The sequence below is a fragment of the Providencia sp. PROV024 genome (assembly GCF_032709665.1).
Classification (GTDB): Bacteria; Pseudomonadota; Gammaproteobacteria; order Enterobacterales; family Enterobacteriaceae; genus Providencia; species Providencia huashanensis.
In genome coordinates this window covers 2,458,049-2,470,336 of record NZ_CP120545.1, presented here as the reverse complement: position 1 = coordinate 2,470,336, position 12,288 = coordinate 2,458,049, and the positions used below count along the sequence as shown (strand labels likewise).

Sequence of the window (12,288 nt, the reverse complement as noted above, 5' to 3'; positions counted from 1 at the left end):
GACATGTCACGATATAAAGTTTTGAAAAAATCATTTATCGCTGGTCGTCTGCTTGAAGTTGGTGAGGAGGTTGAATACAGCGGTATTGCTGGCAGCAACTTAAAGTTGATTGGTGGTGATGATGCTAAACCTGATACTGACGCTTTGGTTGATGGGGCTAGTGGTGATAGTAGTGAGGTTGTAACCAATACTGTTATCAGTGGATCAGGCGATACTGTTGATTCTAGCCTTGAAGCTTTGCGCGAACAGTACACACAACTGTTTGGTAAAGCACCTCATCACAACATGGGCGCAGAGAAGATGCGTACTGCGATAGACGAAAGACGTAAAGAATTAGCGATTTAGTTTTCGCGTTAAAGGGGGCGAAAGCCCCTTTTTCTTTTGGAGTAACTCTAATGGCCTCAGAAATAGAAATCTGTAACTTGGCACTTAGTCGTATTGGTAATAGCCGATTCATTAACAGTCTAAGCGAAAAGAGCAAAGAAGCCGAGCAATGCAATTTACACTTCAATCATTGCCGCGATACTACGCTCTCTGATTTTCCGTGGAACTTTGCCAGTAAGCGCGTTGCTTTGGCTGATACTAATAACCCGCCGCCAGACTGGAAGTTTGCCTATAGCTACCCAACCGATTGTTTAAAGGCAATAGCTATTATTCAATCTGGCCAGAAATATCCTCAACCGCACAATGCGATTAATTTTCTTGTGGGTTCGGATGCTGACGGCACAGGAAAACTGATTTACTGCGACCAACCGCAAGCGTGGCTTCAATATACTGCGTCAGTCACCGATGTGAATATGTTTGATTCATTATTCATAGATGCGCTGGCATGGCGTTTAGCTGGCGAACTAGCACGCCCATTGGCATCTAACGCTGGTATCGGTAGTGAAGCATTTCAGATGTACACAATGTCGATTGCTAATGCTGGCGCTCACTCTCTTGATGAATCAGCAGAGCCTAACGACTACATGGATCCATTCACCGAAGCGAGGTTATCGTAATGGCTTATAGCATTATTCAACCAAGTTTTTCTGGTGGTGAAATCGCACCTAGCCTTTATGGGCGTATTGACCTAGCAAAATACTCCACCGCTTTGCGTAAATGTTCTAATTTCATCGTGCGACAATATGGCGGCATTGAAAATAGACCAGGCACTAAATTTATTGCAGCGGCAAAATACCCTAACAAGAAATGCCGCCTGATCCCGTTCCAGTTCAGCACCGTGCAAACTTACGCCCTTGAAATGGGTGATAAGTACATGCGCGTGATCAAAGACGGTGGGCAGGTGCTTTATGCAGACGGTGAGCACAAGGGCGAAATATTCGAACTTGCAACACCTTATAACGAATCTGATCTATTCAATTTAAAATTTACACAGTCAGCAGACGTAATGACTATCGTACATGCTGATTATCCACCGATGGAACTACAGCGCTATGATCATGACGATTGGAAACTAGTTCCTGTTGAAACGCGCAATGGCCCATTCGAAGATATCAACACGGATAAAGAGCGTAAGCTATATGTTAGCGCCAGTACAGGTGATGTAACGCTGACGGCAACGCATAATATCTTTGGTGCTGAATTGGTTGGCAAACAAATTTATGTTGAACAGCAAGCAATTGATGCAATACAAACATGGGAAACAGATAAAACTACAGAATTAAATGACCAAAAGCGAGCTGGTTCTCATTACTACAGAGCAAATACAAAGGGTAAAAGCGGAACATTAAGGCCATCACATACAGAAGGTATGAGTTGGGATGGTTGGGGCGGTGATGCTGGGATCCAGTGGGAATACCTTCATAGTGGCTTTGGTATCGTTAAAATCAATTCAGTCAGTGCGGACGGCTTAACAGCTACGGGTAAAGTTGTTTCGTACATTCCATCAAATGCCGTTGGTGAAGAAAACGCTACGTACAAATGGGCTAGGTCGGTTTGGAATGATGTAGACGGCTACCCTAGCACCGTTATGTATTACCAGCAGCGATTATTTTTTGCTGGCTCTCGTGCTTATCCCCAAACGATTTGGGCTAGTCGTAGTGGGGACTATAAAGACTTTGGCAAGAATAACCCTATTCAAGATGATGACCGTATTATCTACACCTATGCAGGACGCCAAGTTAATGAAATTCGTCACTTAATTGATGTGGGTTCGCTGGTGGCCTTAACGTCTGGCGGTGAGTATCAAATCACTGGGGATCAGAACAAAGTATTAACTCCTAGTAGTTTCTCTTTTTCATCGCAAGGTGCCAATGGCTGTAGTGATGTGCCACCAATTGCCGTTGCCAATATTGCTTTGTACATCCAAGAAAAAGGTAGCGCGGTGCGTGACCTTGCGTATTCATTCGACGTTGACGGGTACCAAGGCACCGATTTAACAATCATGGCTAATCACCTATTTCAACGCCACCAGATTATTGATTGGGCGTTTTCTATCGTTCCTTACTCAATAGCTTGGTGTATTCGTGATGATGGTAAATTGCTTTCATTGACATACCTCAGAGAGCAGCAAGTATTTGCGTGGGCACCACAAGAGACTGACGGGCAATTTGAATCAACCTGCAGCGTGAGTGAAGGTAATGAGGATGCGGTTTACTTCATTGTTTGCCGTAAAGTTGGTGACGGTACTGTGCGTTATATAGAGCGCTTAAGCAGTCGTCTATTTACTAAGACCGAGGACGCTTTCTTTGTTGATTCAGGCCTAAGCTATGACGGCAGAAATAAAGATGAAGCTAGCACCGTACGCCTAACCACAGTCGATAACTGGACGTACGAAGGTGATATTGCCTTAACCGCCAGCAATGCCATTTTTAAAGATAGCGATATCGGTAACGCTATTCACTTGCCTTATTTTGAAGATGAAGAAAACAAAACGTTACGCTGTGAAATTACTGAGTTTATTAATACTCATGCGGTGCGGGTAACGCCTAATCGTGATGTGCCTGAATTACTACAGGATAAGCCATTAAGCGAATGGGGCTTTGCCCGTTTCCGTTTTGAAGGGCTACAACATATCGAAGGTAAAACCACCAGCATTTTAGCAGATGCAAATGTATTGCCTCAGCAAAAAGTATCTGGTGGAGCAGTGTCATTAGAAGAGCCAGCCGTAGTGGTTCACATTGGCTTACCGTACGTTAGCGATATGGAAACCTTAGATATTCATATCAACGGGCAAGAAACTCTACTCGACAAAAAGAAACTGGTTAAAGTGGCAAGTCTTATTGTTAATTCAAGTCGTGGCATATGGGCCGGTACCGAAAAAGACCGGTTATATGAATATGCCCAGCGTGAATTCGAGTTCTACGATAACCCGGTTAATGATGCTACTGGCGTGGTAGAAATCAACCTTGATGCACAGTGGAGCAAAAACGGCCGTGTGTATGTCAGGCAGTCTGATCCGTTACCTTTATCAATCCTTGCTGCGATACCGCGTTTAGATGTGGGGGGTTTCTAATATGGCAAAGAGTATTGTTCAAATCGTACCTGCAACATTAGAGCATGCACAGGCATTGGTACCGCATGTCAGACAAGCTGATATAGATGAGTTCTATGCATTGAATCTATCGACGCCTGAAGAGGTTTTAGCCTCAGGTATTAACTTATCTACAAAATCATGGGCCGCTATTTTCAATGGTGAGGTAGCAGCTATCTTTGGTGTGTCGCCAGCGTCAATTATCGGCGGCGTTGGCATCCCTTGGTTGGTTGGCTCAGATATTTTAGAGAAGCATCAGAAGGCCTTTCTACGCCGCTGTAAGCCATTCGTTGGCTTAATGCTACAAATCTATCCTGAACTACTTAATTACGTTGATGAGCGCAATTACATTGCTAAAGCGTGGCTGCATTGGCTAGGGTTCAAACTAGAAGATGCGCAGCCCATTGGTGCGCTTAATTATCCGTTTCATAAATTCACGATGAATGCGAGGGCGAAATAATGTGTAGTCCAGCCATTTTAGCAGGGGGCATTCTAGCCTCGGCAGGTATGCAGGCATATAGCCAATATCAATCAGGCAAGTTTAACGCTGATGTAGCCAACCAAAATGCACGACAGAATGAGCAAGCAGCAAATGATTCAATCAATCGTGGAAATGCCGAGTCAGAGAAACAGCGTTCACGCACGCGGCAATTAGCAGGTTCACAGGCAGCGGCAATGTCAGCGAGTGGACTTGATTTAAGTTCGGCTGGTGCACTTGATATGTTCGGCGATACTGCGGCAATGGGTGAACTTGACGCATTAACGTTAGTTAATAATGCGAGTCGCGAAGCATACGGCCTACGAATGCAAGCAGCTAATGACAGGTTGCAGGGGAAAATGGCACGCCGTGAGGGTAATTTTGGCGCTGCTACAACGCTCTTAACCGCACCAATTAAAGCCTACGGTGCGTATCAATTGGCTGGTGGAACATGGGATCCGTTCTCTGGTACATCTGGCGCGGCAGCTGGTGGTAGTTCAAGTAATAACATGTTTGATATTGCGAAGAAAAGCGGTACCAATCGTTTTGTATTTTAAGGGGTGATGTATGCCAATTGTACCAACCTATAAAGAACAACAGGTTAGCTCATCGCCTCTGCCAAATAATGGCTTTAGTGTTCAATCGAACCCTAATCAGTTTGGTGCTGGCTTAGGTCAGGTTGCAGAGCAATATACAGGCTTATTCGCAGAAGCGAAGCAACGGGCTAATGTGGCGCTGGCACAAGATGCGTCATTGCAGCTTAGACAAAAAGCAAATGAACTGATGAACGATCCGCGTAATGGTTTACTTGCCATGCAAGGCAAGAATGCTATTGGTAAAGGCTATGAGTTTGAGCAAGCATTTGATAATGCCGCTGGTGAAATAGCAGGAACTTTGCAGGATGATGCAATCAAAAGCATGTTCGCACAGCAAGCAAAAGAAATGCGATTGCAGTTTAGTTCGCAGGCTAATAAGCATGAAATGGGGCAAATTAAAGCTTACGAACAAGACCAATTCCAAGCAACGTTATCTGTTAATGCGGAGTCAGCCGCTAGTTTGTATGGTGATAACAATGCTTACCTATCAGCAAACAAACAAGTGTTCCAACAAATAGAAGAGTTTGGGTTTTCGCACGGCTGGAGTGATGAGCAGATACTAGCCAAGAAGCAGGAGTTTAAAACAGCTACAGCCAAGAGAGCTATTGAAAATCAGATAGGCTCTGATTATATGCAGTTTATGCAGCAGAACGGAGAACCGTCAGATAACGGTGGTATTAGTCGTTCATCAACGTATTACGGCGGTTCGGTTGGCTCAACGCAAGGAATGATTCAGCAGGGTAACATCAATTTACTTAACAGACCAACTGTTAAAAATAAAGACGGTTCAATTAGTACGGTAAGGACTATTTCAATTGGTACCGACCAGGGCGAAGTATTAATTCCAACTGTCAGTGATGATGGTCGATTGCTTTCTGATGATGAAGCTATCGCACTCTTTGAAGAAACTGGAAATCATTTAGGTGTTTTTGATAACCCTGATGATGCAACGGCATACGCAGAAAGCTTGCATAATCAGCAAGAGAAAACTTATGCCAAAAATGGAAGTGGGGCGCGTGGCGTTCGTAATAACAATCCGGGTAACATTCGAAAATCAAAAGATGTTTGGGTAGGTCAAACGGGTAATGATGGTTCGTTTGTAACATTCGCTACGCCTGCACATGGCATTAGAGCTACAGGAAAAAACCTATTATCGTATGCTAGGCAGGGGTATGTAACACCTGAGCAAATCATTACTCGCTGGGCTCCACCTGAGGATGATAACGATACTGAAGGTTATATTAAATTCGTATCTGATTATCTCAATGTTCCTCGTGATACTGTTCTTGACCTAACAGACTTAGATACATTAACTCGGCTATCAATGGCGATAATAATTCAAGAGAATGGGCAAGGTGAAGTTAGCAAGCTATCTAATGATGATATTTCAAATGGAATTCAATCAGCGCTTGGATTGGTAAGTTTACCTAGCTCACCTAATGCACCTAAACGCTTAACAGGTTCAGTGGCTTTCGATGCGCTAGACGAATCAGACCAAGCCAAATACTTAAAGCAAGCCGAGCAAATTGACAAGCAACGCCAGCAGCAACTACAAACTGAGCTTGGTACCACTATTTCTGATTCCTATGCAGCATGGGAAAACGGTCTTGATGCACCTAATGCGCCATCTGAAAAAACTATTATTTCTGCTTTTGGTTATGACAAAGGTACGGCAATGATAGCAGATATGCAAGAAGCTAAGCGCTATGCTGGATTGATATCAGCAGCTAAAGATATGACGCCACAGGCTCAGCGCTCATTATTAAACAGCATCATGCCGGATCCATCTGAAAGCAATTATGCAAGTAAAATGCAGCGTTGGGAAAAATTCGGTAAGTTTGTTGATAACAATATCAAGGCACAAGAAAAGGTATTTTCAGCCAATCGCCTGCAGTTATCTATACAGAATAACTTCCCGCTAGATCCTAACGATAAAAGCAATCAAGATGCAGCAGACAATTATTTTACGAACAATATAGAATCATCATTCAATATTCGTGATGAGAATAGTTTAAATGCAGTAGCTGAAATATCCAGTCGTACTGGGATTATTCCCTCGCAAATTAAATCAAAACTGGTGACCGGTTCAACATCTAGAAACCCTGAATTAGTCATTCCAATGGCTAAAATGTACGGGCAAATATTTGATAATAATCCGTCTGCGATTAATGGCCTATCTACTGATGCCATGGCTTACTATGGAAAAATATACGATTTAACGCGCTCAGGTATGAATAGTGAAAAAGCCATAGATATTGCATACAACCTAACATATGAGCAGAACGATAGAACCAAGGCGATTATCGCTGAACAGATGCGTGATAAGAAATATAGCAAAGAAAGAGATAAAGCAGCACAAGGTAATATTAATAGTTTCTTTGCATTAGGTGGTTTCTCATCGCCAAATATCACCAAGCCAAGTGTTAGTAACCGTGAATATATGCGAGATTACCAAACGCTTTATGATGCAAACTTTGCTAGTACTGGTGGGGATCCTGATTTAGCTAAAAAAATGACGGATGCCCAGGTTAAAAAAACATGGGGTGTCACTTCAATCAATGGTAAAGATGAAGTTATGCGTTATGCGCCTGAGGCTGTTTACGGTACCAATGAGAGCGGCGCAGGTAACTGGATCATAGGCCAATGGCGTGAAGAGCAAAAACAGCTTAGATCTAAAGTGTTTGGCGGCATGCCTGATGATGCTGAATTTGTTCTAGTTCCTGATGCGGTGACTGCCCGCGATTACAGTTATGCAATTATGTTGAAACAAACTGGTAGCGATAACATCCCTGTATTTACACCTTTCCTTGGTGAAAATGGAATGCCGTCACGCTTCAAGCCAGAGCAATCATCATCACCAATGTACCGTGAAGTTATGGATAAACGCCAGAAAACATATCAAGATGCTAAGAAAGAGCGTGAGATATTAGAAGGTAGCGCCAAGCCTGAACCGATTGATTATGGTTTCAGCAATACACTTAACACCATGTTCGGGAGGGAATAGCCATGCCTATTTATGAAATGAACCCTAATGATGTTATGGGGGCTGAAGTAGGAACAATTAAACAACCAGATCCACACTATGGCGGCTCAAATGAAGTTGGTATGCTTGATGCTATAAATCCATTCAGTGATAAGGCAGGCGTTAAAAACTTACGTGATGCTGCGTTTCGTATTGATAACTCAGTAGGTAGTTTAATCGCTACCATGCCTTTTAATCAGTTCGAAGAACAAGACGGTTACAACCCATTCGATGATGAACGCACATTAACCGGTTATGAAGATTTTGCCGATGCATTTATTCACTCTAAATCACCAGAGGAAACATCAGCAATAAAACAGCGTATTAATAGGCAAATTCAAGATAGACAAATGCTACAAGACGCTGGTGGCGCTGGATTAATTTCAAGCATAGCTATGGGGGTAATTGATCCTATCAATGTAGCAGCAATGATGGTACCAGCAGGCACTATTGCGCGTGGCGGTGATGTATTAGCAACAGCAAGTAAATTTGCCGTATCTAATGCGTTTGGTGGAATTGCTTCTGAATTAGCTCTATCTGCTACACAAGAAACGAGAACGCTTGAGGAAAGTGCATTGAACGTAACTTTTGACGCTATGTTAGGCGGTTTGCTTGGTTCGGCAGCTCAGCTAGTAAAAAATAGAGGTCAGATAGTTAATAAATTGAAAAACGATGTGTTTGGTGAACAGCAGACAATACAACAAAATATTCCTGATAATACTAGTGTAGGTGCAATGGAAGTACCTGATACCACATTAGAACAGGAAACATTGAAAGGACCATCATTTATTAACAGAACAATGAATGTTAGCCCTGTAGGTCGCGTGGCTCAATCACCATCAAAAACAGCACGGCAAATTAACCAGCAGCTTGCAGAGAATAATTTTACCTTTGCAAAAAATGAAGAGGGTATTGCATCGTTCACAGCGGTAGAAACTAAGGTAAGAGGATATGAAACACTTGTTTATAAGCAAGTTGAATCAACCAAAGACTTTTATAAAACCTATCGCAAAAAGGCCAAAGAGCGTGGCGGCAGTCGATTAAGTCTATATGAATTCAGTGAGCAAGTTGGTGATGCTATGCGTAATGGCGATCGCCATGCAATACCAGAAGTTGCAGAAGCAGCAAGAGCCGTGCGACCTATCGTTGAGAAAACCAAGGATCGCATGGTTGAGCTTGGTATCTTGCGTGAGGGGGTGACTGTATCAACGGCAGAAAGCTATTTTCCTCGCATTTATAAGTTCGACAAAATACTGAATGACCGAGCAGAGTTTCGCACCATTATTGCTGATTGGTTGCAGGAAATGAATCAGCGAACAGTGTATAAGGCTGAATCTAGTTTAGCTAAAGCCGATGCAGGAATAGAACAAGCCAGAGCATCCGAGCCACAAGCAGAAAAGTTGAACGCTGAAATAAAAGAAGCTGAACGCTGGTCTGGTAAAAAACAGCTTTTAATGGATGAAATAGAAAAGAACCGCAAATTAGTTGCAGAAAAAGAAACTGTTACAGCCGAAATTGAAAAGCGTAGAGCAAAAAAACCAACTAAAAAGCTGGAACAATTAGAGCGTAAACTAGTTCGCATTGAAGAAGCTGAAAACAAACTGGCTTCTTATCAACGTTCTTTAGACATTTTAGACAAGCCGCGCCAGTTTAGAAATGAATATCGCCAATTAACCCGTAAAGCTAACTCACTTACTCGCTATGATAATCGCCGTCATGCAGCATTGCGCAGAATGGAACCATTAGCGCGTGAAGAGGTTGAAGCAGCAGCGGATGATATCATTAATAAAATTATAGGCGCACCATCTGGCATTGTACCTAGTGAGCTGATCCCTGATGGATTAACTAAGCGTGCAGGTTTCACCAAATCACGTACGTTAAATATTCCAGATGAACGTATTAAAGACTTTTTAGAATCAGATGTTAACTACGTAATGGAAAACTATATTCGCCAAGTTGCGCCAGAAATAGAGCTTACCGCACAGTTCGGGCGTGTTGATATGGATGCACAAATCAAGGCTATTACTAATGATTACAACACGTTAATTTCAGAAGCCAAGACAGCAAAAGAGCGCGGCAAGTTAGAGGCAAGAAGGGATGCAGATTTACGCGATATTCGCGCCATGCGTGATAGGTTATTAGGTACTTATGGTGCACCTAAAGATCCATCAAGTTTCTTTGTCAGAGCTGGTCGCATTGCTCGACACGTTAACTTTTTACGTTTGCTTGGTGGTATGACAATTTCATCATTACCAGATATGGCCAGACCGATCATGCAGCATGGTTTGCGTAGCGCATTAAAGCCATTGGGTAAAATGTTAACCGACATTAGCGCAATGAAGATTGCCAAAGCTGATTTGCGTGAAATGGGTATAGGCCTTGAATATGCATTGTCTAGTCGTTCTAAAGTTATTGCTGACCTTAATGATCCCTACGCTCGACGCACTTTTCTTGAACGTGGTTTAGAATGGTCCTCACAAAAGTTTGGTAATTTCACACTGATGAATCAATATACAGACACAATGAAGATGTGGACTGGTGTTGTAACGCAATCAAAGATACTTAGAGCTGCGCAAGAGGTGGCGGCTGGTAATGCATTAAGCAGTAAAGAAATTAAAAAGCTGGCCCACCTCGGTGTTGATAAAAACATGTTAGAGCGTATCGCTCAGCAATACTCAAAGCACGGTGAAGATTTAGACGGCATGTTAACTGGACATAGCCACCTTTGGGATGATCGTGTAGTTCGTGAAACTTTCCAAGCAGCGGTATTGAAAGATGTTAGAACGACTGTAATCACTCCCGGTATTGGTGACACACCATTAATGATGAGTAGCGAATTAGGTAAGATTGTGATGCAGTTTAAAACTTTCTTCTTTGGTACCCACAATAGGGCGTTAGTGTCTGGTATTCAGTCTGGTGATGCTTCATTTTATTATGGCGCATTGTTACAAATTTCCTTGGGTTCATTGGTTTATGTATTAAAATCAATGATGGCAGGGCGTGAAATTAATGCTGAACCTGCTAATCTTGTGAAAGAGGGGTTAGACTGGTCTGGAATGATGGGCTGGCTAGGTGAGCCTAATAACCTATTAGAAAACCTCAGTGGTGGCTCGTACGGGATGAGCGCTATGTTCGGTGGCCCACCAGCATCACGCTATCAGAGTCGTAATGGTATCGGTGCATTATTAGGTCCTACATTTGACCTTGGTGGAGATATCCAAAATATTACCGCAGGTGTTATGAATGGCGAGTTTGATGATAGAGAGGTTAGATCAGTAAGGAAATTATTGCCGTTCCAGAATCTTTTCTATTTATCTCCGTTGCTGAATCAGGTTGAAGAACAACTTAAGTAAAGAGCGTAGCATGAACAAATCAATTAGAAAAATTGAGTCTGAAAAAGAAAGTGCAATCATGCATTGCAGGATTGGAATATATATATCAATAGCTGGCTTTCTTTTAATTTTTGCGAATTATATGTTTGATTCTGATAATAGCCCTATTTTAGCTGGTATTATTATTGGTGGTGGAGTGGTATTTTGGGGAATTAACCATGACAAAGTTAGCAACATCAAAAGAGAGTTAGACAATATTTGTTATAAAAAATATGGTAAATCACACAAAGATTCGTGGAATGATATATCCAATGACGAAGGTTATTAAAGGGATATAAAAAGGCCGCAGAAGCGGCCTATCTTTTGGCTTTATGTTTATCCCAGCAGGTTTTACACCACGCCATTAATTTATCAGCATTTTGGTTATTTGGATAAAAGCTTGTTCGTTTTCTTCTAACATTACATACAGGGCACCATTTCATATGTTTAGTGTTCTTAGGGCCATCAAGGCAACTAGCACACCAAATAGTATGTCCATCAGGATTTTTTGATGATTTTCTGAACTTATCATAAGGCAGATGTATTCGGCATCTAGTGCACTGTTTCTTATCAATGGCTTGATTACTATCATTGAGTACAGGAGGTTGAGATTTCTGAGGTTGGGCCGCTATTTGTTTAGCTGGTTGCTGATTGATAACAACAGGCTGTTTTTCAGGTATAGAGTAAGATTGTTTAGGCTGGGTATTCTGGATTGCTTTAACTGATTCAGCGGATTGTATGGCCTGATTATGGAAGGTGTTGACATCAGGTTTACTGCTAAATTGAGTAGCAGTTTGTTCTACAATCTGAGTTCTATGGATATTAATTTCACCATCATCAGTTTGTATTTTCTTTGTATGGGTTACAACGGTTCTATCAGATACTTTAGTCTTATTTTGATTAATAAAGTAAATGATAACAACGACCACACCAATAACAATAAATAGTTCCATAATATCACTTTATCTTATCAATTATCATTAACCCAATAGGTTAATGCCTAAAGTGAAATTATTCAATTAAAAAAGCACCTATACGGAGGTGCTTTAATTTACTCTTAAATGATTACTTGTTTAACTCGTTGGCGATATATTCAATATGCGTCTTGATGTTCTCTTTAACCTTCAAGCTCAGATTTATGTAATTCATCATTGCTGTAATTTCAATGAGTGCCGCGCTCACGTCACACCCTTTACTGTCCAGTGTTCTTAGTAGTTCCTCTACATTCGATTTACTCATCAACTCCTTTATTCCAGTTTCGGTATTAACTTTTTCTGCGTAATTTTCTGGTGCTGGGAAATTAATTACATCTTTCATATTAATCACCTATCTTATGTGTGAGTCTT

10 protein-coding genes are annotated in these 12,288 nt (G+C 41.8%); 8 read left to right on the top strand and 2 right to left on the bottom strand.

All coding sequences use genetic code 11. The features are described 5' to 3' along the window. The first annotated feature begins 3 nt into the window (after positions 1-3). The 8 genes from P3L56_RS11390 to P3L56_RS11355 are packed head-to-tail and all read left to right on the top strand — an operon-like array spanning position 4 to position 11,231. Positions 4-345, top strand: a complete 342-nt coding sequence (locus P3L56_RS11390) for a hypothetical protein (protein ID WP_272686231.1) — start codon at positions 4-6, stop codon at positions 343-345. 50 nt (positions 346-395) lie between these two features. Next, the gene (locus P3L56_RS11385) at positions 396-1,001 is read left to right on the top strand and encodes a hypothetical protein (protein WP_272686230.1); all 606 of its coding nucleotides are present in this window, start codon (positions 396-398) and stop codon (positions 999-1,001) included. Continuing rightward, positions 1,001-3,457: a hypothetical protein gene (locus tag P3L56_RS11380; protein ID WP_272659518.1), complete on the top strand. Its 2,457-nt coding sequence runs from the start codon at positions 1,001-1,003 to the stop codon at positions 3,455-3,457. Before P3L56_RS11385 ends, P3L56_RS11380 begins: the two co-directional genes overlap by 1 nt. Further along, positions 3,441-3,935, top strand: coding sequence for a hypothetical protein (locus tag P3L56_RS11375; protein WP_272659519.1), 495 nt, complete (start codon positions 3,441-3,443; stop codon positions 3,933-3,935). The genes P3L56_RS11380 and P3L56_RS11375 overlap by 17 nt, the downstream gene beginning before the upstream one ends. Next, the gene (locus P3L56_RS11370) at positions 3,935-4,510 is read left to right on the top strand and encodes a hypothetical protein (protein ID WP_272659520.1); all 576 of its coding nucleotides are present in this window, start codon (positions 3,935-3,937) and stop codon (positions 4,508-4,510) included. Before P3L56_RS11375 ends, P3L56_RS11370 begins: the two co-directional genes overlap by 1 nt. 10 nt (positions 4,511-4,520) lie before the next feature. After that, entirely contained in the window at positions 4,521-7,553 is a 3,033-nt protein-coding gene (locus P3L56_RS11365; RefSeq protein WP_272659521.1) for a hypothetical protein, read from the top strand. Positions 7,554-7,555: 2 nt separating this feature from the next. Then, the gene (locus P3L56_RS11360) at positions 7,556-10,924 is read left to right on the top strand and encodes a hypothetical protein (RefSeq protein ID WP_272659522.1); all 3,369 of its coding nucleotides are present in this window, start codon (positions 7,556-7,558) and stop codon (positions 10,922-10,924) included. A gap of 10 nt (positions 10,925-10,934) precedes the next feature. Further along, positions 10,935-11,231, top strand: coding sequence for a hypothetical protein (locus P3L56_RS11355; RefSeq protein WP_113532641.1), 297 nt, complete (start codon positions 10,935-10,937; stop codon positions 11,229-11,231). A 28-nt stretch (positions 11,232-11,259) separates the two neighbouring features. Here the strand turns inward: P3L56_RS11355 and P3L56_RS11350 are convergent, their stop codons facing one another. Next, positions 11,260-11,895, bottom strand: coding sequence for a hypothetical protein (locus P3L56_RS11350; protein ID WP_272659523.1), 636 nt, complete (start codon positions 11,893-11,895; stop codon positions 11,260-11,262). A gap of 112 nt (positions 11,896-12,007) precedes the next feature. After that, entirely contained in the window at positions 12,008-12,259 is a 252-nt protein-coding gene (locus tag P3L56_RS11345; protein ID WP_181487952.1) for a hypothetical protein, read from the bottom strand. Between the last annotated feature and the right edge of the window lie 29 nt (positions 12,260-12,288).

Coding starts and splice junctions, on each gene's coding strand:
- P3L56_RS11355 (WP_113532641.1), top strand. CDS start 10,935: ATGAACAAATCAATTAGAAAAATTGAGTCTGAAAAAGAAAGTGCAATC.
- P3L56_RS11360 (WP_272659522.1), top strand. CDS start 7,556: ATGCCTATTTATGAAATGAACCCTAATGATGTTATGGGGGCTGAAGTA.
- P3L56_RS11385 (WP_272686230.1), top strand. CDS start 396: ATGGCCTCAGAAATAGAAATCTGTAACTTGGCACTTAGTCGTATTGGT.
- P3L56_RS11345 (WP_181487952.1), bottom strand. CDS start 12,259: ATGAAAGATGTAATTAATTTCCCAGCACCAGAAAATTACGCAGAAAAA.
- P3L56_RS11375 (WP_272659519.1), top strand. CDS start 3,441: ATGTGGGGGGTTTCTAATATGGCAAAGAGTATTGTTCAAATCGTACCT.
- P3L56_RS11380 (WP_272659518.1), top strand. CDS start 1,001: ATGGCTTATAGCATTATTCAACCAAGTTTTTCTGGTGGTGAAATCGCA.
- P3L56_RS11365 (WP_272659521.1), top strand. CDS start 4,521: ATGCCAATTGTACCAACCTATAAAGAACAACAGGTTAGCTCATCGCCT.
- P3L56_RS11390 (WP_272686231.1), top strand. CDS start 4: ATGTCACGATATAAAGTTTTGAAAAAATCATTTATCGCTGGTCGTCTG.
- P3L56_RS11370 (WP_272659520.1), top strand. CDS start 3,935: ATGTGTAGTCCAGCCATTTTAGCAGGGGGCATTCTAGCCTCGGCAGGT.
- P3L56_RS11350 (WP_272659523.1), bottom strand. CDS start 11,895: ATGGAACTATTTATTGTTATTGGTGTGGTCGTTGTTATCATTTACTTT.